We start from the raw sequence: 20,878 nt of genomic DNA, 5'->3' as shown, positions 1-20,878 counted from the left end.
TTGGTAAATAAGAGCAATTACTCGTCGCTATGGCGAGCGTATACGTCGTCTAAGCGTTCGATATCATCCTCGCCCAAGTAGCTACCGGACTGCACCTCAATCAGCTCTAGCGGGATTTTGCCCGGATTCTCCAAGCGGTGCAGCGCGCCAATGGGGATGTAAGTAGACTGGTTCTCGCTGACCAAAAACGTGCGCTCGTCCACCGTGACCTTGGCCGTGCCGCTCACCACCACCCAGTGCTCGGCGCGGTGATGGTGGCGCTGCAGCGAAAGCCGCGCACCAGGGCGCACGGTGATATGCTTCACTTGGTAGCGTTCGCCGCTGTCCATGGCCTGAAAACTGCCCCAAGGGCGATGTACTTGGGGCGACGTCTGCGGCTCGCTGCGCCCCGCTTGGGTAAGCGCTGCCACTAGCTGCTTAACGCCCTGCGCTTGGTCTCTATGCGCTACCAGCACGCTGTCTGAGGTTTCCACCACAATCAGGTCTTCAACACCCAGCGTGGCGACTAAGCGGTGGTTCGCCACCACGAGCGAGCGGCGGGTATCGCTCAGTACGCCATCGCCTGTCACCACGTTGCCAGCCGCATCAGGGGTGTGGGTCGCCATCAGCGCATCAAAGCTGCCAATATCGCTCCACTGAGCATCCAACGGCACCACGGCTGCCTGCGCGCAGTGCTCCATCACCGCGTAATCAATCGACTCACTGGGGCAGCGTTGAAACGCCTGCTCATCCAAGCGCAGAAAGTCCAGGTCACGGTGGGCACAGGCCACCGCCTCTTGGCAGGCCGCCAGCATGCTGGGCTGAAGCCGCTCCAGCTCCGCCAAATAGCGGGAGGCACGCAGCAAAAACATGCCGCTATTCCAAAGCGTGTCGCCCTGCTCAAGCAGTGCTTTAGCCCGTTCCAGCGCCGGTTTTTCAATAAACGCGGCCAAGTGGTGGCCCTCGCCTAACACGTCACCACAGGCAATGTAGCCATAGCCCGTTTCCGGATGGGTTGGCACCACGCCAAACGTGACTAAATAGCCCTGCTCTGCCAGCGGCACGGCACGCTGCACGCTGTCGGCAAACGCTCCCGCATCGCCTATCACGTGGTCAGCAGGCAGTACTAACAGCAGCGGGTCTTCGCCGGATTGGCGCGCCAACAGCGCCGCGCAGGCAATCGCAGGCGCGGTATTGCGCCCTGCTGGCTCTAGCACAATCTGGCCCGCTTGCTGAGCTTCACGCAGTTGCTCAGCCATTAGAAACCGGTGCGAGTGATGGCCCATTAGCATGGGCGGCAGCGTCGTTAAGCCCTCAAGGCGAGCGAGCGTTTGCTGAAGCAGGCTCTGCTCGCCGGTTAAGCGCAAAAACTGTTTGGGCATCTGCTCGCGGGAGAGCGGCCAAAGCCGGGTGCCGCTGCCGCCGCTTAGAATTACCGGTTGAATCATGGTGTCGTCCTTGGTGGTTGTGCAGCCGTGCCAAAATCCTGCTGTAGCCAGTGGCGTAGCTGGCTCATACGAGGCGCATCCTCCGGGCGCGCTAACGGAGGCAGCATGCCATCCACAAAGCCGCGCTGTTTAAACGGTGCCAGTAATGCCGGATCGCCGCTAATAATATGCACCGGCACGGCGGCACTGGCATCATCGCCAGTAATCAACGGTGCGGCTTGATGGTCGCCCAGTACCATCAGCAGCGTTTGCTCATCGGCCACTCTCGCCGCCCAGCGCCCTGTCACGCTCACCGCGTAGTCCACCGACCAAGCGTAATGGTCGCGGATACGCTCTAAATCTCGCCAAATCACTTCAGGCGGGTCGCCTGCGTTTTCCCAGGGCGCATAGATACTGCCATCGCCCACCAGCGACCAGTTCTCTAACACGGGCAGGATGGGGGTCCAGGGGGCATGGCTGGAAATCAACGCTAATTGCGCAAATACGGGCGCATCGCCCAGTAACTCTCGCTGGGTATAGTCCAGTGTGAACTGGTCCGGCATGGTGACCCAATTGAGCGGCGGCCCTGCATAGGGAATATCCTTGGCAGCGGCAATCTCGTCAAAACCGTAGGCGCGCCCTTCAGGCCATGCCAACGTAATAGCAGGCATTACGCTCAGCGTACGCTGCCCGGTGGCGCGAAAGTCATCAATCATCGTGGCGTGGCTGCTATCCAGCATCAACCGGTACCACAGCTGATTGTCGATCCACCGCCCGCTCAACGCCGTGGCGTGGGCAAGCCACGACTGACCGCCGCGAATCGGAGACTCCACCAGCCCCGACACCACATGCAGCTCACTTTCTGATAACCGGCGTTGAATATCTTCTAAGGTCAGTAGCAGCGTGCGGTTATAACGAGGGTCATTGAGCGCAGAGACGCCGTAGGATTCAATAAACGTCAGCAGCACGTTCCGCTCCGCCAAGCCGGGCAGCGCTTGAGCCGCCAGCGGCGTCTCTTCCAACTGCTCGGTAAATGCTTCACGCGCACGATGCGTCTCTACGACTTGTGACCACTGAAAACGGGCGGTATTCACCATCGGCAGCGCCGTGTGGGGAACCAAGCGGTAGCGATTCGCCTCTAACAAGGACAAACACACAGCACCTACCAGCAGGCAGGCGGCGACTTTGCCAGGCAACCCCCGGCGCACGGGTGCATTAACCGGCATCAGCAGTCGCAGCATCAGCCACAGCAAGCTCAGCAGCAGCGCACTGCCTAGCAGCATCAGGCAAATTGCCGCAAGTTGGCCTACATTACCCACTAGCAGGTGATAGATAGAGCGCACCAGCGGCACGTCCAGGTAGAGGTTTAACGGCCTTCCGAAGGCAGTAAACGTCGCTGCCTCACCTAAGTTTGCCGCCGTTATCAGCGCCACCACGCTGACAACACTTACCCCACTCCAGAGCCGCCACCTGCCAGGAGGCAACAGCAGCATGGCTGGGGCAATGATCCAAGCTTCCCAGGCAATGAGTGGCGACCCCAGCGTGCCGAAGCGCCACCACAAAGGCATTACCAGCAGCAGGTTTAACACACAGGCCGTGATTAGGAGACGAAGCATTCATACCACCACTAGCGTTGAAGAGAACATCAGCGGTATAACCGACCAGCGGCACACACGCCTCGCTGCGTTTAAACTGCCATTTTTTAACCTAACTTGTTAAGCGTATAGTTTTTGTTTAAATATTTCACACAATGACGTGCTATTGACTCTCTTATCAGGTAACGAAAGGAACTCGCCCATGGCTTGTCGTACTGCTGCAAAATGGATGCTGTCACTTAGCTGGGTACTCGCTCTCCCCGCCTCCGCCAGCGAAGATACGGTTTTTCAACAGGTAGTAGAACGTGCCAAACAGTTAGCGGCCACTCCTTATCAAGCACCGCAATCCACATTGCCGGATGCTCTGCAAGCGCTTACCTACGACGGCTACCGGCAAATACGCTTTAACCCTGAACGTGCCTACTGGCGCGCTGAAAGCCCTTTCAGCCTACAGCTCTTTCATAGCGGCTTTCTATTCCAGACGCCGGTGACGTTGAATAGGGTTGAAAACGGCGATGTCGTGCCGCTCGACTTCACTGCCGACGACTTTCGCTACGACGGTGAGGCCAGCGAGCTGCTCGAACATGATCTTAGCGGCAGCGGCCATGCTGGCTTTCGGCTCCACTATCCGATCAATAACCCCGACTACGCAGACGAATTCGCGGTGTTTTTAGGGGCCAGCTACTTTCGTTTGGTGGGCCAACATCAAGCCTACGGATTATCCACCCGAGGGTTGGCGATCAATACCGCCTCCTCCCAGGGCGAAGAGTTTCCTGCCTTTCGCGAATTTTGGCTGGTCACCCCTGACAGCGACGCCGAGAGCGTAACACTGATGGCGCTGATGGATAGCCCATCGCTGAGCGGTGCCTATCGTTTTACCCTGACGCCAGGCGAGCACACTGAAGCGGAAGTTGAAGCCGAAATTTTTGCTCGCAGCGATATAGAGAAAGTAGGCATTGCGCCACTCACCAGTATGTTCACCTTCGGTGAGGCCAGTGCCGAGCGGCCAGATGACTTCCGCCCTCAGGTGCATGACTCCGACAGCCTGCTGATGCATACCGGCAGCGGTGAATGGATCTGGCGGCCGTTGAGCAACCCTGCTGAAGTACGGATTTCCAGCTTCACCGATGACGCGCCCCAAGGGTTTGGCCTGATGCAGCGCGAGCGCGACTTCGACCGCTACCTAGACCTAGAGGCCCACTACCACCGCCGCCCCAGCCAGTGGGTTGAGCCGCTGGAGGCGTGGGGCAACGGCCACGTGGAGCTGGTGGAAATTCCCACACCGGATGAAACCCACGACAATATCGTGGCCTATTGGGTAGCCGATGAAGCGCTTAACGCCGGTGACTCCCAGCGCCTGCACTACCGCACTTACACCTTGAACGAGCAGCCTGAAGAACACGCACTGGGGCAAGTGGTACGCACCCGCCACGGTACTGCCGCCGTGCCAGGGGAAGCGGACTCCCCTTCTGCTGGGCAGCGCCAGTTTGTGGTCGATTTTGCTGGAGGCGCTTTAGAGGAGCTAGCGACCGATGCAGAACTCACGCTGGATATCAGCGTGATCAATGGCGAAGCGCTGCTGCCCCAGGTGAAGGTGCTGCCCGATAACGGCCGACGCGCGACGTTCAGGCTACCTCCTAGCAGTGAGCCCAGCGATATCCGTTTACGGCTGATGCGCGACGGTGAGCCGGTCACCGAAACCTGGAATTACGTGTGGTATCCCGATGCATAATTCAGCGGCGTTGATACCGTCCATTCCTTGGCTGAATGCCCGGCGCGCACTGCTAGCCACCCTAGTCATTGGCTCTAGCATTGCGGGCTGCGTCGCCATGGCACAGGTGGTGGCTAATTTAGCCCTGGGCTGGCGAGTCACCATGCTGACGCTGTTTGGCCTGACCTTCAGCTGGATTGCGCTAGCCTTCTGGGGAGCCGTGTGTGGCTTCGTGATCTGCGCCCTACGCCTGGACCCATTAAGCTTGAAACGCTTAACGGCCGAGCGCCCTACGACAAGCCGCCTGGTCAGTCGTACCGCGCTGGTGATGCCCATTTACGCCGAGCCACCCATTCCCACCATTGCCGGGCTGGAAGCTACCTGCCGCTCGCTTTTACAGCAGCCCGCGCCTCAGGCGGACGATGCGGCCAAGGTTATCCGCCAGCACTTTGAAGTCTTTATCCTGAGTGACACCCAAGATGCTGCCCAGGCCAAGGAGGAAGCCGCCCACGTGGCCGCGCTTCAGCAGCGTCTGGCCGGGCAGTTAGCCGTTCACTACCGTCGCCGCCCCAATAACCACGGACGCAAAGCAGGCAACATCGCCGACTTCTGCCGCCGCTGGGGGCGTCGCTACGACTATATGATCGTGCTAGATGCCGACAGCCTAATGAGTGGCGACACGCTGCTGCACATGGTGCATCAAATGCAGCGCTACCCCACCGTAGGCTTGATTCAAACCGTGCCGATCCCGGTCGGTCAGCACACGCTGTTTGGCCGTTTTACGCAGCTAGCCTCGGCTTTATATAGCCCTATGCTGGCGGCTGGCCAAAGCTTTTGGCAAGGCGATGCCGCTAACTATTGGGGGCATAATGCGATTATTCGCACGCGTGCCTTTATGGCCCATGCGGGGCTGCCCACACTATCGGGTAAACCGCCGCTGGGGGGCGAACTGCTCAGCCATGATTTTGTTGAAGCAGCGCTACTCAAACGCGGCGGCTGGCAGGTGCTGCTGGATACTTCAGCGACAGCAGCGCTTTCTCGTCGCAACCCACACGCCAGCGCCTCGCGCAACAGCTTTGAGGCCATGCCCAGCAACCTACTCGATTTTGCCAAGCGCGACCGCCGTTGGCTGCAGGGTAACTTGCAGCACCTGCGACTGCTCACCGGTGCGGGCTTCCACTTTATCAGCCGCCTGCACTTCTTCTTTGGGGCGTTTGCCTACCTATCATCGCTGGTATGGCTGGGACTACTGGTATGTACCAGCTTGATGGTGGGCTATCATGCGATTGACGACGCCGCTGAACCGCTGCTACCCAAGGCACTCTCCCTGTGGCTGTTAATCACTACCTTAGGCATGCTGATCGCGCCTAAGCTACTGGGCTTACTGCTGACTTTTTGCCAATGCCCCCATGCTTTTGGCGGACGCGTTAAGCTAGTAGCCAGCACGCTGCTGGAGGTAGTATTTGCTGCACTGATAGCACCGCTGATGATGGCATGGCACAGCCTGTTTATCATTAACGTTTTAATTGGCCGTGCCATCGACTGGCAGACCCAGCACCGGGGCGAACGCTCGTTAAGCTGGCGCGAAACGTGGCGGCACACCGGTTGGATGACGCTGTGTGGCGCGCTATGGGCGGGGGTGATCATGCTCTTTTCGCCATCCGCCTTTGGATGGCTGACGCCCGCTTGGCTTGGGCTAGTGGCCGCCGCGCCGTTGGTAAAATACTCCAGCAGTGGCACCTGGGGCGGCGTTGTTAGCCATCGTTTTGGCCTACTGCATACGCCCAGTATCAGTTTGAAGCCCGTGTTGCTAAAAGATTTTGCAGATTTAACGGCGCGCAGCCCCCAGGTCATTAATATGCGAGAGCCTGCCATGCTGAACATGCCGCCCAGTGAGCTATATGGCGACATGCCCTGCCAGCTGCTCAAACCCGTTAAAGCCCCTCATAAGCCGCCCACCTCTCGCGCTAAGGAGCCTCACTAAATGCCCTTTTCGACGCTACAGCAGCTACGCAGCGCCAGCGGCTTGGCCCGCTCACTGTTCATTTACTGGCGGCCTGGGCGTCAACGCAGCTTAAAGCGACTCTATCAGCCTTTTTTAGCACCGGGCGATATCGCTTTCGATGTTGGCGCTCACTTAGGTGACCGCAGCGCTGCTTTTCAAGCGCTAGGCGCTCAGGTGATTGCTCTGGAGCCACAGCCAGTGCTGGCCAAGTGGTTTCAGCGACTGTTAAAAAGCCCGCATATTACGCTGTTGCCTATGGCGGTTGGCCCCGAGCCTGGCCATGCGGACATTGCGATTAGCGTGGGTAACCCCACACTTTCTACCCTGGCCACCGAATGGCGCAGCCAAGTAGGTGAGCGCAACCCCGGCTTTCAGCGCGTGCGCTGGGAACACACCCTGCAAGTAGAGATGACCACGTTAGATGCGCTGATTGAGCGCTTTGGCGAACCGCGGTTTATCAAAATTGATGTGGAGGGTTTTGAAGCCGAGGTGCTGCAGGGCCTAAGCCACCCCGTGGCCGCCCTCTCGGTGGAGTTTGTAGCGGGTATGCTAGACGTCAGCCACGCCTGCCTAGAGCAGATTAACCGCCTAGGCGACTACCGCTTTAACGCCATTGCCGGAGAGCAGCGCCAGTTCCGCTTTGATACCTGGTTGACGCCAGACGCCATGGCCACGTGGTTAGCCGAAGGCGCTGAGCAGCTCGCCTCGGGCGATATTTACGCCTGCCGCAGCAACCACCCGCTACTGGCTTCTTCCCGCACTGCGCCCAGCGCTTCTCTCTAAAATACGCCAACGCTAACGAGATTTTATGGTTTATCACTGGCAGCACCTAACCGCCCCTCAACTGAATACCCTTGCCCAACGCGACCCTGTGGCGGTGATTACCCTTGGGGCGATTGAGCAGCATGGCACGCACCTGCCACTCGGCACCGACCTGATCATTGGTGAGGGGTTGCAGGCTGCCATGCTGGAACAGCTAGAAAAGGCGGACGCCAGCGTCGAGGTGCTGTGCCTTCCCACCATTGCAGTGGGTGCCAGCGACGAACACGCAAGCTTTGCAGGCACGCTCAGCCTGCCCGCACCGCTGGCCATTGCCACGCTTGAAGCCTACGGCGAGAGCATTGCCCGCGCAGGCATTCATAAGCTAGTGCTGATTAATAGCCATGGTGGCAATAAAGCAGTGATGGACTTAGCCGCGCTCACGCTGCGTCGGCGCTGCGCGATGCGCGTGGTAAAGGCAACCTACACACGGCTGCCCGCATTGGAAGGTGCCATGAACGCCGATGAGCTGCGCTACGGGCTACACGGTGGCCTGCTGGAAACCGCTATGATGCAGCACTTAGCACCGCAGTTAGTCACGCTTGAAGGCTACACGCCCACCCTGCCAGCCACACCGGCCAACGGTGCGTTGGTCAGCCCAGAAGGCAGTGCCGCCTTTGCGTGGTTAGGAGAGGATCTCAGCCAGCACGGCGTAGCCGGAGATGCCAGCCAAGCCAACGCCGCCCTGGGCAAACGGCTCGTTCAACACTACGCTGCACAGCTTGCCCAGGTGGTCACAGAAACCGCTCAGCTGCCGCCGCTGGGGGCACCAGCGGCAGGCAAGCGTTAACGGCTGCGGGTTTCTAGCACTTCATCTAAAAAGTGACCCGCCCGGTTGGCTTTGGCACTTAGGTAGCGATGGTTATGGTCCGTCACGCTGCCATACAGCGCCTGGCGGGACACCACTTCGATGCCACCCTCCCGCAGCGCCGACATTTTCAGCGGATTATTGGTCAGTAGCTGTACCTGATCGATACTCAGCGCGTTCAGCATATCCACCGCCACAGCGTACTGACGCTCGTCGTCGCCAAATCCCAGCACTTGGTCGGCGTCTACCGTATCCAACCCGCTATCTTGCAGCGTGTAGGCACGCAGCTTGTTGGCTAGCCCGATCCCGCGCCCTTCCTGGGCAAGATAGAGCAGCACACCGCCGCCCATGGCTTGGATATCCGCCACGGCGTTGCGCAGCTGCTCACCGCAGTCGCAGCGCAAGCTACCGAACAGGTCGCCGGTTAAGCAGGCGGAGTGCAACCGCAGCGGCACAGGGCCTTCCAAACTATCAAGCTGACCAATCACCACCGCTACGTGCTCACGCAGGCCGTCTGGCTCACGAAACAGCACAAAGCGGCTATTGGGGGCGTCTTCCAGAGGAATATTCGCCTCGCTCACCCGCTTTAACATGCCCGGCGCACCCGCCAAACACTTCTGCGCCTCATCTGCCTTTACTTCCAACAGCCGCCCCTGGGCGATTTGCTCAGCAATGTCGCTCTGGGCTTCGTCACTCACTACGGCAGTTAGCGCAGCCGGAATCAGCAGCGCACGGCGCATTAACGCCACTGCCCCCCGCTCCGCAGCGCCAGCAGGTTTCAAACCGCTGAGTAGCGCACTAGGCTGACTGCCGGAGTGAGCCACAGCCAGTTGGTGAAGTTCGCTTTCGCTAACCTGCTCAGCCAAGGGTAGGCAGGCCGCATCAGCGGTGAGCGATAAGCCCATGGCTTCCAGGCGATGGCGAGTAAGCACTAGCGCAGGCCGCGCCCCGGCCAAGCGTGCCAGGGTATCCACCGAACGGCAGCCCTCTAACGCTTGAACCAGAAGGCGCTGCTCACCGCTGCTAATCACGACCGGCAAACCACGACGAATATCGAAAATAGCGCGTTCAATTTGATACATGTAGGCCTCCAGGTTGCCTAATGAGTAGGGCAAAGGTTGCTTGCGTTGGGCAACATGGCCCCGCATGATCTGAGGTTGTTTTCAGTGTGGAGGCGTCATGCCCGACTCCAGTAGTACACAGCAATCCCATGTCATTGAGCTTGAGACGGCGTGGGCGTGGTTGACAGGCAAGCGCGAAGGCTCGTCTAGCGCTGTCGATATCTCTTTGACCAGCAACGGCCAGTGGCATTCGCCGCACGCCGTCACGCCCCAGGCAGAGGCGCTGTTGGATTGCCTTGCCCCGCTGGCTCTGCATGACCACTGGGTGATCGCCCAGCTGGGCCAGAGCCTGGATGGGCGAATTGCCACGGAAAGCGGCCACTCTCACTACATCAATGGCCGTGAGAGCCTGGTGCACCTGCACCGGCTGCGTGCCTTGGCGGATGCGGTGGTGGTAGGCGCGGGCACCGCCGCTGCCGACAATCCCCAGCTCACCGTTCGCCACGTGAGTGGCCGCCACCCAACTAGAGTGGTACTTGACCCCCGTGGGCGCGTGCCCAGCGATATGGCGCTGTTCACCAGCGGCGAGGTCGATACTTTGCATATCACCGGGCCAGATGCTGCGCCTGCGGCAAGCCATGCGGAGCACTGCGTGCTGCCCCTGAACGCCAGCGGACAGTTTGCCCCAGCGGATGTGGTGGAACTGCTGGCCGCTCGCGGGCTTAAACGCGTGTTGGTAGAAGGTGGCGGAATTACCATTTCCCAGTTCATTGAGGCTCAATGCGTTGATCGCCTGCACCTGATGGTGGCCCCGCTGCTGATAGGTTCCGGCAGGCCCGGTTTGCAAATGACGCCCATCGAGACGCTTGAGAGCGCGCTGCGCCCCACGATGCGCTCGTTCCGGTGTGGAGACGACACGCTGTTCGACGTGGAGCTTCGCGCTTTCTAGGCCACCTGCCGAGGTGGGCTCAGATGAAGTAGGGCCAGAAAATGAAGCACTTGGGGTAGCGTGAGCACGCTTAGCCAACGCTACCCACACTCCCGGCAAGCTAGAGACCAACACCAGCACGCCGTAAGCCAGCGAAATCGCCACCCCTTGAGCGGCAGGCAAGCCGACCAGCACCCAAATACCGGCCGCAGCACCTTCCCGCAGCCCCCAGCCGGCAATGGAAAGTGGCACCAGCATAGCCAGAAGCAGCACCGGTGACAGCGCTAGCACCTCTAAGGCTGGCATCTCGCTACCAATGGCCCTGGCCGCGCACACCATGACGAGGCCGTAGCTGAGCACAATGGCCAACGAAGAGGCCAGCTGCAAAGGCCATACGCCGCGCTGCAACAGCCCCCGGCGAATATCTCGACCTAGTGCATTGCACCAAGTAGGTAGCGTGAGCCCATGCCCACGCCGCATCCACTCGCCTAGCGCCACCAACGCCAGCAGCACCGCCACAAGGCTGGCTGCTAATGTTAGTAGCAACGATGAACCCAGCGCAGCGTGCCAAAGTGGCGATGTAAACAGCGCCACTAGCGTTAGCAGCGCCACCGCCACCTGCCCGGAGGCACGTTCAATCACCACGGCCCGCCAAGCGCTGCCTTTGGAAGCGGCTTGGCGGGCGTGGCGGTGGGCGCGCCCCGCATCGCCTAACACGCCCCCGGGCAGTAGCTGGTTCACCAACAGCGCCAGATAGTACTCGCGCAAGGCATAGCGAAAGCGCAGCGGAACATCCACCAGCCCAGCAGTGAGTTTCCAGCGCCAAGCGCTTAGCATGACTTGCAAAACGCTAATCCCCAGGGCCGCCAGCACCCACTCGGGCGCTAGGCGCGTCACCTCGGCCAGAATGGCGGCAGGCTCTACCCATAGGGCTACCGCCGCCAGGAGAGCAGCGCTGACAATGCCGCGCTGCACCCACGGCCGACGCAGAAACCCCCAGGCAAGCATGAGCTAGCCCTTCTCCGCTGGCAGCGCCAGCAGGTCACGGTGGCCTACCCATACGCCCAATTGGCCGCGCTCCACGGCATCCAAGCGCGCAGTACGCCACTCGGCAATCCGGGTGGCCGCTTCAGGGGATTGCTCGGTGGCAGCTTCCGCCCAACCGTTAATCAGCGAGCTGACAAGCGGCTGATGCTCGTGGCTACCTGCGACTAACTGCCAAGGCGTGGACGCTTCTTCTACCGCGTAGCCCTGCTGCGCCATGGCGTGATAAAGCGCCCGGTGAGCGTCTCCGCCAAGCGCCTCACCCAAGCCTTTATCACGCTGCTGATGGGCATTAAAAAGACCCAGCACAAAACGGTCTTCCGGGTTATCGATGGGCTGTTGATCGGCATCGATAAAGCACCACTCGCCGGTAACGCTCAAGCTGATTAACAGCGCCTGCTGGTGAGAGGCACACTGCTGCGCTAGCGCATCAATCCACTGCTGCGAGACCAAATCGATCAATGCAGAGGCGCTGACCACATCCACTGCGTTTAAGGCCGGGTGATCGAGCTTGGTCAGCGACGCACAATGGGTGTCCACTGTCAGCGGCTGGCCTGACGCATCGTGCAGCGACACTGCCCGGCTGCGCGCCTCTTTTAGCAGGGCGTCGTCGTGATCAAACAGCGCCCACTGCTGCGGGCTAGCAAGTCGCGGAGCTAAAAACTGCATATTGCTGCCCCGACCGCAGCCTAAATCCGCCAGCGACACCGGCGCTTCGCGGGTGGCCAGCCACGCATTGAGTCGGTTAACCAGCGCTTCACTGCGAGCGTGGCTATCCACAGTTTCTCGCAGCGTGAGCCAGCTGGCGGCAAACTGGCTACCTGCCGAGAGTTCAGCGGTACTTTCATCATTTAACGCTTTGGCAAATTCAATGCCCGCTGCCTGCCAGTCGTTGAGCTCACCACGGGCCAACGCGACACCCGCACGTAGCTCGGTGCGCAGCGCCTCATTAGTGCAAAAATGGCTAATCGCTGCGCTGAGTGCCTTCGCATCGCCAGGCTCAACGCTGATACCTGCACCTTCTGGCAAAGTATCGCGCAGCGCGCCACCCGTGGTGGTAATTACCGGCAGGCCGTGGGCCAAGGCTTCGGTGACCACCATGCCATAGCCTTCGTACCAGGAGGGCAGCACCAGCGCGTGAGCGCTCTGGTACGCGGCCTCCAAGGTTTCGGCATCGCACTCACCGTGGAGGGTGACGCGCTCAGCCAACTGGTGCTCATCAATCAACCGCTGCACTTTAGCGCTAAAATCGGCATCCCGGGCACCGCCGAAACAGTCACACTGCCACTGGTGGCTCTCGACCTCGGCCAGCGCGTTAACCAACACATCTTGGCCCTTTCGCGGCGTAAGCGTGGCTACGCAAAGTAAGCGAATGGCTTCGCCCTGTTGAGCAGCGGGGCTCACCGGGGCATGGGCAACGCCGGGCTCTACTACCGAAACAGGCGCGGTGATCGGCAGAGAGTACTCTTTGGCGAGTTCACTTAAACGGCGGGCAGTAAAACGACTGGTGACAATCACCCGGGCAACTTGCGCAAGCCCGGTGAGCTCACTGCGGTGTAGGTGCTGCGGCTCTTCACTGGACAGCCCCTGCTCATCACCCAACGGATGGTGCAGCAGCGACGTGATATTCAGCCGGCCCGCATGGCGGGCCACCACATCAGGCAGTGCTCCCATGGCCAAGCCATCGATAATCACGCGCTCGCTATCGGCCAGGCTTTCCAGCGCGCTAGTCAGGGCGTGGGCGGCCGTTTCATCAGCCTGCGGAAAACGGCCTTCCAGGCCGACAACGTCCACCTGAATGCCTTGTTCACGCAGCGCAGCAACGATCTGCGCATCGTAGATATAGCCGCCGGTGCGCTGGTTGGGGTCACCCGCCACCAGCAAGGTAAAACGCTGGCTCATAGGGCCCCTTCGTAACTTGCCCATGCCACATGAGATTCATGCAGCTTGATATCCATTTTGGTCAGGCCTTTGGCGGTCTCGCCCATACGGCCCGCTTTAATGGCCGCGGCGAGCTGGTCAAAAATGACTTTGGCCATGAACTCGGTAGTGGTGTTTTGACCGGTAAACTCGCTTACCTCATCCAAGTTGCGGAAGTTGTAGCCCGCGAGCACTTCTTTAACCGTTTCGCTGGCTAAGCCAATATCAATGACCAAGCCATCCTGATCTAGCTCCGGGCGCTGGAACACAACATCCACCACGTAGGTAGCGCCGTGGGTACGCTGGGCAGGGCCGAAAATTTCGCCTTTAAAACTGTGGGCAATCATAAAGTGATCACGAACGCATAAACGGTACATGGCAACTCCATTAGGAAGTAACAGTTGATGGGTTAGGGGTAACGAATTCGGTGGCAAAGCGCCGTGCTCTGTGGACTAAACAGCGTTGGGGCCAGTTCAGGGAAATCCGCAAAATCGCATTCACTGCTGATCAACGCTTCTAAGGCGGGGTCGGCCAGCAGACGTAGTGCCACATTGAGACGGCGGCGGTAATTCCAGCGCGGCTGCAGCTTGGCAGGCAGCTGGCCCACTTGGCTAGCGCGCAGGGTCAAGCGTTGAGAGTGGAAAGCGCCGCCAAGCGGCAGCGATACCTCGCCCTGACCAAACCAGCTCATTTCAATCACCCGGCCTTCATTACCTACCAAGCTCATAGCTAGGCGCAGGCCATCAGGGTGGCCGCTAGCATGAATTACGCAGTCTTGATCGTTTGGGGCTTGCTCAGGCAGTGCAAAAGGCACGCCCAGGGCATGGGCCAGGGGTTCACGCTCGGGATTAATGTCCACCAGTGTGACCTCAACCCCAGCGATGCGAGCGCACAAATACGCCACCAGCGCGCCCACCACGCCAGCACCAATGACACAGACGCGCTCACCTAGCATGGGGTTAGCATCCCAAACGCCGTTCAGCGCAGTTTCCATGTTGGCAGTGAGCACCGCACGGTGGGCAGGCACGCTATCGGGTACGGGTACTGCCATTTCGGCAGGCACCACGTAGTGGTCCTGGTGGGGGTGCAGGCAAAACACGGTCTTATCGATAAGCGCTGCCGGGCCGTGGGTAACACGACCAACGCTGCAGTAACCATACTTCACCGGAGTCGGGAACTCACCGGCTTGAAAAGGCGCGCGCATGCGCTGGGTTTCACTTTCCGGCACACGTGCGTGAAAAACCAGTGATTCTGTGCCGCGGCTAACGCCGCTATAAAGAGCACGAACACGCACCTCTGATTCACCGATTACAGGCAGCCGTTCCTGCTGCAGTTCGCCGTGGCCTGGGTGCGTTACCCAAAAAGCCACCGCCGTATCAGGCGCCGACATGACATTTCCTTATCGTTGAAGCGCTGTTTCCATCCGTTGATCTTAATATGACTAAGCATTGGCGACTTTTCATTAGTACCCCTGTAGCTTAGCGTATAAAAGCAATCGGTCTATTAACGCTTGCCAACCTTCAACATTGTTTAAATAGGGAACTTTCCTGGATGCTGACAACCATACACCCTATACAATAATGGTACATAGATAAATTATTGCATCACTAATTTCAACTGCGGACGATTACTCCGCTTCGTGAGCCACCATGCCACCCGTCTCTGAATCTTCCTCCTACCCACTGCCTAAGCGGCTGTTTACCACCATTGAGCTGTTGCTGGGTGCGATGCTGCTTATTGGGCTCGGTATGTTGCTTGCTCCGCTCATGGCAAGCGCGGCCAACTGGTGGGCGGCCAGCGCCTTCTACGCACTGGTTAGCGTATTAGTATTAGCGTATTGGCCCCACGGGGCGCTGGGGTGGGCCAACCGCGTGACGCTCGGGCGCGCCGTGCTAGTAGCGCTGGTGGCGGGTGCTTTGTGGAATGACGCCTTTATTCACGCCATTTGGCTCTGGCTGGGCGTGGCGGTCATCGCTCTATTGCTGGACGGTGTGGATGGTTGGATAGCAAGGCGTACCCGAAGCCAATCGCCCTTTGGCGCACGCTTTGATATGGAGCTAGACGCCCTGCTGATTATGCTTCTGTGCGTGGGCTTAATCATGGAAGAAGGTTTGGGGCTTTGGGTGCTGCTGATTGGCGGTATGCGCTACTTATTCGTGGCAGCCAGCCTGCCCTTCCCTTGGCTTAATGCACCGCTTAATGAGAGCTACCGTCGCAAAGCCGTATGCGTATGGCAGGTGGTGGCCATGTTGCTAGCGTTAACACCGCTGACCTCGCCCTTTTTAGCAGGCCTGCTGGCGCTGAGCGCATTAATCACATTGACTTACTCGTTTGGTGTGGATATTCGGTGGTTGCACGCTCAGCGATAACATTAGCGATGTGCGAAAGCTTAATCCCGTAAAAGCGATATTCATATCTCAAAATATAATTATGGAATAAGCGGGTATTTTTAATATTCTTTTTCAGAATATTAAATCATCAACGGACTGGATACCCCTCGCTATGAACCTTCAGCAACTGCGCATCGTGCGTGAGACGGTACGCCAGCATTTCAACCTGACCGAGGCTTCCAACGCCCTTTTCACCTCGCAATCTGGTGCCAGTAAACATATTCGGGATCTGGAAGAAGAGCTCGGCGTCGAGCTTTTCGAGCGCCGTGGCAAACGCATTCTTGGGCTGACCATTGCGGGCAGTACGCTGATGGACTTCATCGAGCGTATCCTGCTCGATGTCGAAAACCTCAAGCGCTCGGCCCATCAGCTCACCCACGAAGACCAGGGCAGCTTGGCCATCGCCACCACCCACACTCAAGCACGTTATGCGCTGCCACCGATCATTGCTCGCTTCAAGCAGGCCTTTCCCAAAGTGCATCTTGAGCTGCATCAGTGCAGTCCAGAAGAGATCGTTTCTCTGCTCAAAGCGGGCAAGGTGGATATCGGCATTGCGACAGAAGCCCTCCATGAGGAAGGCCAGCTGTTTGCTTGTTTTCCGTTCTACCACTGGTATCACGGTGTTGTAGTACCGGAAGAGCATCCGCTCAACGATGGCCTACCGCTAACCCTGGCACGGGTGACTGAATATCCGATCGTGACCTACCACGAAGGCTTCACTGGCCGCGCCCGCATTGATACCGCCTTTTCCGCAGCGGATGTTTACCCGGACATCGTGCTTACCGCGCTGGATGCAGACGTCATCAAAACTTACGTAGAGTTGGGAATGGGCGTTGGGCTCATTGCCTCCATGGCGTACCACGAGCAGCGCGATCAAGGATTGAAACTCCTGGATGCAAGCGCCCTCTTCCCCCGCAACACCACCTACCTTGCCCTGCGCCGTGGCCACTTCCTGCGTGGATATGCCTATCAGTTCTTGAAACTCTGCCGCGAAAACCTGGACGAAGAGACCGTTCAGCGAGTGCTGGCAGGCCGGCCTCTTTAAGCACAAAAAAATATAAGCAATCCTTTTTTTATTGGTTAATTTGCATAACGACTCTCCCTTACGCTGTGGTCATCGACACAACCAACGATCACTTTTGGAGCAGCCCATATGCCAATCTTACCGCTACATAAGACAGGTGTTACCACCCGCTCAGTTTCTAAACTTGCCGCCGCTGTGGCTATCGGCAGCGCGGTACTTACGGGTGTGCTAAGCATGAGTACACCCAGCTATGCCCAAAGCAACCGTGTTGAATTACTCAACGTCTCCTATGACCCCACTCGCGAGTTTTATCGCGAGTACAACGCCATTTTCGCTGAACACTGGCAAACCGAACACGATCAAACGGTCAATGTTCGCCAGTCTCACGGTGGTTCAGGCTCTCAAGGACGTGCGGTCATCGATGGCTTGGATGCCGATGTGGTGACCCTGGCACTGGCCTACGATGTCGATGCTCTTCACCAACGCGGGGAGCTGATTCCGGAAGACTGGCAGTCACGCCTCCCCAACAATAGCTCTCCTTATACGTCTACCATCGTGCTGCTGGTCCGTGACGGTAACCCCAAGAATATTCAAGACTGGGATGACCTGGTACGTGACGACGTAGAAGTGATTACGCCAAACCCTAAAACGTCTGGAGGCGCCCGCTGGAACTACCTGGCACTGTGGGGCTATGGACTGGACAAGTTTGACGGCGATGAAGAGCAAACCTACGAATTCGTTCGTCAAGTATACGAAAACGTACCCGTTCTGGACCCAGCAGCGCGCGGTGCAACGAACACCTTTGTACAGCGCCGCATCGGGGACGTTTTCATTGCCTGGGAAAATGAAGCTTTCCTCTCGGTGGAGCAGTTGGGGCAAGGCGAATATGAAATCATTGTCCCTTCCCAAAGCATTCTGGCGGAACCCCCGGTCACCGTTGTTGACGCTAACGTGGACCGTAAAGGTACTCGCGACGTTGCAGAAGCCTACCTGGAGTTTTTATACACCGATGACGCTCAGCATCTGGCAGCCAAGCATTACTACCGGCCCAGCAATACAGACATTTTGGCTGAGTACAGCGATAACTTCCCCGAACTGACGCTCTTTACCATCGATGACGTATTAGGCGGGTGGCAACACGCCCAGGAAACCCACTTCAACGATGGCGGCGTTTTTGACCGCATTCTGGAAGACATCAACGCGCGTTGATCTTTCGTTCTAGCCTTTGGCAAGGAGCCCGCGGTGGCTCCTTGCTGGCGTTACATCAAGGGGGGGTTATGGCGGCTACGCTGGTTAAACGTCGGGTGATACCAGGCTTTGGGCTCACCATGGGCTTCACGCTGTTATACATGGGACTGGTGTTTTTCATTCCCGTGGGCGCGTTTCTTCTTTACACCACGACCATGAGCTGGGACACCTTCTGGAGCGCCATTACCCAGCGCCAGGTGGTGGCCTCCTACAAACTTTCGTTTGGTGGTTCACTCATTGCGGCGACCATCAATTTGGTCTTCGGGGCGCTTCTTGCTTGGGTCTTGGTACGCTACCGCTTTCCAGGCAAACGGCTCATCGATGCCCTTGTCGACCTTCCCTTTGCCCTGCCGACGGCGGTTGCAGGCATCGCACTCGTCACACTCTATGCCAGTACCGGCTGGGTGGGCCAGTATCTGGATGTTTTTGGTATACGCGTTGCCTATACACAACTGGGTGTCGTCATTGCATTGACCTATATCGGCTTGCCCTTCGTGGTGCGCACGGTGCAACCCGTGCTGGAGGACCTAGAAGCCGAACTGGAAGAAGCATCAGCGAGCCTGGGGGCAGACCGACTCACCACGATTCGCCGCGTGATCTTCCCCGCGCTGTTTCCAGCCCTGTTGACCGGCTATGCGCTGGCGTTTGCACGCGCATTGGGAGAGTACGGCTCCGTCGTCTTCATCTCGGGAAACATCCCCTTTCGCACCGAGATCACACCGCTTCTCATCGTCGCGAAAACCGAACAGTACGACTACCACGGTGCCGCTGCCATCGGCACGGTGATGCTGGTGGCTGCCTTCATGATGCTGCTGCTCATCAACGGCCTGCAGTGGTGGACAAGCCGACGCCATGGATAAAGGAGCCTACGACGTGGCCACATCAAGCACTGTAATAGATACCAACGACACCATTGCCAAGCGCTGGCGCAGAGCCACCGAAGAGCCTGCCTGGATACGCGTCACCTTGATCACGATATCACTGATCTTCGTGGCGCTATTTCTGTTGCTGCCTCTATCGGTCGTGCTCTACGGCGCTTTCGAGCAAGGCATCAGCGTGTGGTACGACGCCATTCGCGATCCAGACGCCATGTCCGCTATACGCCTGACCCTGTTGATCGTCGCGATCGTGGTACCCCTCAATACGCTGTTTGGCGTGGCGGCCGCCTGGGCCATTGCCAAATTCGAGTTCAGAGGCAAGCCCATCCTGATCTCGCTGATCGATATGCCTTTTGCCATTTCACCCGTGGTGGTCGGGTTGATCTTTGTCATCCTGTTTGGCTCTCAAGGGTGGCTGGGGCCGTGGCTTTCCGCCCATGACCTGCGCATCATCTTTGCCGTCCCCGGTATCGTGATCGTCATTGCCTTTGGAACCCTACCCTTCATCGCACGCGAGCTTATCCCGCTCATGCAACAGCAGGGAAAAGAGGAAGAAGAAGCCTCCCTGACACTAGGGGCCAACGGTTGGCAAACCTTCTGGCACGTGACACTGCCCAATATCAAATGGGGCCTGATTTATGGCGTGATTCTATGTAACGCACGCGCCATGGGCGAATTTGGCGCTGTCGCGGTGGTGTCAGGACGCATCCGTGGTGAAACCAACACCATGCCACTGCATATCGAAGTGCTTTACAACGAATACATGTTCACCGCGGCCTTTGCCGTCTCTTCTCTGCTCACGGGCCTGGCCCTGGTCACCATTGCCATCAAAAGCGTGGTGGAGTGGCAAGAAGAACGTCAGCAGCGGCTCGCCGCCGCCTGAACCACGAACGCTTCCGTTACAAGAGACGACACATGAGCATAGAGATCGATCACGTCAATAAGCACTTTCGCGACTTCGTGGCCGTAGACAACGTTAGCCTGACCTTTCGCGATGGTGAGCTGACCGCCCTGCTAGGCCCTTCGGGCTCGGGCAAGACCACCCTGCTGCGGATCATCGCCGGGCTGGAGCAGCCAGACACCGGCAGAATCCGCTTTCACGGCGAAGACACTACCGACCTGCATGTCAGCGAGCGCGGTGTTGGCTTTGTGTTTCAGCACTATGCCCTGTTCAAGCATATGACCGTGTTTCAAAACGTCGCTTACGGGTTAACCGTCCGGCCACGCAAAACTCGCCCCAGCAAAGCCGAGATTAAGCAGAAGGTCATGCGACTGCTGGAACTCGTACAGCTGGACTGGACCGCCCACCGCTACCCCCATCAGCTCTCTGGCGGCCAGCGCCAGCGAATTGCGCTGGCCCGTGCCCTGGCGGTGGAGCCTAAAGTGCTGTTGCTGGATGAGCCTTTCGGCGCACTGGATGCCAAAGTGCGCGCCGAGCTTCGCCGCTGGCTACGCCGATTACACGACGATATTCACGTGACCAGCGTGTTCGTTACCCATGACCAGGAAGAGGCGCTGGAAGTCTCAGACCGGGTTGTTGTAATGAACAAAGGGCGCGTTGAGCAGGATGGTTCACCAGAGGATGTTTATGACCACCCGGCCAACCCTTTTGTGTACCAATTCCTCGGCAATGTGAACCTGTTTCATGCGCGTGTTCATGATGGGATCGCCCGCATTGGCGATGTGCAACTGCCAGCGCCTGAATTCCAAGGCTACAAAAATGAGCAAGGTCAGGCGTATGTAAGACCCCATGAGATTGAGGTATTCGCCGGGCGTGAACACTCGGATGCGCTGCATGCCAAAATAGAACTGGTATCGGTAGTAGGCCCTACCGTTCGTCTTGAACTGCGCACCGACAACAGCGATGAGCTTGTCCATGCGGAGCTCACCAAGCACCGCTTTCGCGCCTTGGGCTTAGCGCAAGGTAGCGATGCTTGGATTCGCCCCCTCTATAGCCGCGTGTTCTTGCCTGATGAACGTGTTGCAAACGGCTAAGCGTTTAGTAGGCAAATGGCGTCGCTGGTGCAAGCAGCACCAGCGG

The 20,878-nt window shown here is 58.5% G+C and carries 17 protein-coding genes and 1 pseudogene; 11 read left to right on the top strand and 7 right to left on the bottom strand.

From position 1 onward, the window contains the following. Positions 1–17: 17 nt before the first annotated feature. Both IEW65_RS02545 and IEW65_RS02540 read right to left on the bottom strand, forming a co-directional pair. Positions 18–1,427: a mannose-1-phosphate guanylyltransferase/mannose-6-phosphate isomerase gene (locus tag IEW65_RS02545; RefSeq protein WP_188637940.1), complete on the bottom strand. Its 1,410-nt coding sequence runs from the start codon at positions 1,425–1,427 to the stop codon at positions 18–20. After that, the gene (locus IEW65_RS02540) at positions 1,424–3,022 is read right to left on the bottom strand and encodes an alkaline phosphatase family protein (RefSeq protein ID WP_188637939.1); all 1,599 of its coding nucleotides are present in this window, start codon (positions 3,020–3,022) and stop codon (positions 1,424–1,426) included. Before IEW65_RS02540 ends, IEW65_RS02545 begins: the two co-directional genes overlap by 4 nt. Before the next feature lie 181 nt (positions 3,023–3,203). Here IEW65_RS02540 and IEW65_RS02535 point away from each other — a divergent pair, with 181 nt between their 5' ends. From IEW65_RS02535 to IEW65_RS02520, 4 genes are read left to right on the top strand one after another with little or no spacing between them, the layout of a single operon-like run. Beyond that, on the top strand, positions 3,204–4,733 hold the full coding sequence (locus IEW65_RS02535; protein ID WP_188637938.1) for an OpgD/OpgG family glucan biosynthesis protein: 1,530 nt from the start codon (positions 3,204–3,206) through the stop codon (positions 4,731–4,733). After that, positions 4,726–6,696, top strand: a complete 1,971-nt coding sequence (gene mdoH / locus IEW65_RS02530) for a glucans biosynthesis glucosyltransferase MdoH (RefSeq protein WP_188637937.1) — start codon at positions 4,726–4,728, stop codon at positions 6,694–6,696. Before IEW65_RS02535 ends, mdoH begins: the two co-directional genes overlap by 8 nt. Next, positions 6,697–7,500, top strand: a complete 804-nt coding sequence (locus IEW65_RS02525) for an FkbM family methyltransferase (RefSeq protein ID WP_188637936.1) — start codon at positions 6,697–6,699, stop codon at positions 7,498–7,500. 25 nt (positions 7,501–7,525) lie between these two features. Beyond that, on the top strand, positions 7,526–8,326 hold the full coding sequence (locus IEW65_RS02520; RefSeq protein ID WP_188637935.1) for a creatininase family protein: 801 nt from the start codon (positions 7,526–7,528) through the stop codon (positions 8,324–8,326). Here IEW65_RS02520 and ribA read toward each other — a convergent pair. Beyond that, positions 8,323–9,426, bottom strand: a complete 1,104-nt coding sequence (gene ribA / locus IEW65_RS02515; RefSeq protein WP_188637934.1) for a GTP cyclohydrolase II RibA — start codon at positions 9,424–9,426, stop codon at positions 8,323–8,325. The genes IEW65_RS02520 and ribA overlap by 4 nt on opposite strands. Before the next feature lie 97 nt (positions 9,427–9,523). Here ribA and IEW65_RS17070 point away from each other — a divergent pair, with 97 nt between their 5' ends. Further along, positions 9,524–10,354: a RibD family protein gene (locus IEW65_RS17070; protein WP_229755465.1), complete on the top strand. Its 831-nt coding sequence runs from the start codon at positions 9,524–9,526 to the stop codon at positions 10,352–10,354. Between the two features lie 108 nt (positions 10,355–10,462). On the opposite strand, the pseudogene IEW65_RS17065 reads toward IEW65_RS17070, so the two are convergent. The 4 genes and pseudogenes from IEW65_RS17065 to IEW65_RS02495 all read right to left on the bottom strand — a co-directional run. Next, positions 10,463–11,341 (bottom strand): annotated as a pseudogene (locus IEW65_RS17065) (lysylphosphatidylglycerol synthase transmembrane domain-containing protein); the annotation flags it as partial. A 3-nt stretch (positions 11,342–11,344) separates the two neighbouring features. Then, the gene (locus IEW65_RS02505) at positions 11,345–13,279 is read right to left on the bottom strand and encodes a glycosyltransferase (RefSeq protein ID WP_188637932.1); all 1,935 of its coding nucleotides are present in this window, start codon (positions 13,277–13,279) and stop codon (positions 11,345–11,347) included. Further along, positions 13,276–13,674 carry a 6-pyruvoyl trahydropterin synthase family protein gene (locus IEW65_RS02500; protein WP_188637931.1) on the bottom strand — a complete coding sequence of 133 codons (399 nt, stop codon included), beginning with the start codon at positions 13,672–13,674 and terminating at the stop codon, positions 13,276–13,278. The genes IEW65_RS02505 and IEW65_RS02500 overlap by 4 nt, the downstream gene beginning before the upstream one ends. Before the next feature lie 32 nt (positions 13,675–13,706). Further along, positions 13,707–14,687 (bottom strand): zinc-dependent alcohol dehydrogenase, encoded by a 981-nt coding sequence (locus IEW65_RS02495; protein WP_188637930.1) that lies wholly within the window; start codon positions 14,685–14,687, stop codon positions 13,707–13,709. Between the two features lie 259 nt (positions 14,688–14,946). On the opposite strand from IEW65_RS02495, the gene IEW65_RS02490 reads away from it, so the two are divergent. The 6 genes from IEW65_RS02490 to IEW65_RS02465 all read left to right on the top strand — a co-directional run bounded on the left by IEW65_RS02490 (position 14,947) and on the right by IEW65_RS02465 (position 20,832). Further along, positions 14,947–15,666 carry a CDP-alcohol phosphatidyltransferase family protein gene (locus IEW65_RS02490; RefSeq protein ID WP_188637929.1) on the top strand — a complete coding sequence of 240 codons (720 nt, stop codon included), beginning with the start codon at positions 14,947–14,949 and terminating at the stop codon, positions 15,664–15,666. A 133-nt stretch (positions 15,667–15,799) separates the two neighbouring features. Further along, a complete protein-coding gene (locus tag IEW65_RS02485) occupies positions 15,800–16,732 on the top strand; it encodes a CysB family HTH-type transcriptional regulator (RefSeq protein ID WP_188637928.1) in 933 nt (310 codons plus the stop codon). 108 nt (positions 16,733–16,840) lie between these two features. Continuing rightward, positions 16,841–17,920, top strand: a complete 1,080-nt coding sequence (locus IEW65_RS02480; protein WP_229755453.1) for a sulfate ABC transporter substrate-binding protein — start codon at positions 16,841–16,843, stop codon at positions 17,918–17,920. Positions 17,921–17,988: 68 nt separating this feature from the next. Continuing rightward, positions 17,989–18,819: a sulfate ABC transporter permease subunit CysT gene (cysT, locus tag IEW65_RS02475; protein ID WP_188637927.1), complete on the top strand. Its 831-nt coding sequence runs from the start codon at positions 17,989–17,991 to the stop codon at positions 18,817–18,819. Between the two features lie 13 nt (positions 18,820–18,832). Next, the gene (gene cysW / locus IEW65_RS02470) at positions 18,833–19,720 is read left to right on the top strand and encodes a sulfate ABC transporter permease subunit CysW (protein ID WP_188637926.1); all 888 of its coding nucleotides are present in this window, start codon (positions 18,833–18,835) and stop codon (positions 19,718–19,720) included. A 32-nt stretch (positions 19,721–19,752) separates the two neighbouring features. Continuing rightward, positions 19,753–20,832: a sulfate/molybdate ABC transporter ATP-binding protein gene (locus IEW65_RS02465; RefSeq protein ID WP_188637925.1), complete on the top strand. Its 1,080-nt coding sequence runs from the start codon at positions 19,753–19,755 to the stop codon at positions 20,830–20,832. Positions 20,833–20,878 lie beyond the last annotated feature (46 nt).

The organism is Vreelandella lutescens (assembly GCF_014640815.1).
GTDB lineage: Bacteria > Pseudomonadota > Gammaproteobacteria > Pseudomonadales > Halomonadaceae > Vreelandella > Vreelandella lutescens.
The sequence above is the reverse complement of the archived record's forward strand: the minus strand, read 5'-3'. Positions and strand labels throughout refer to the sequence as shown.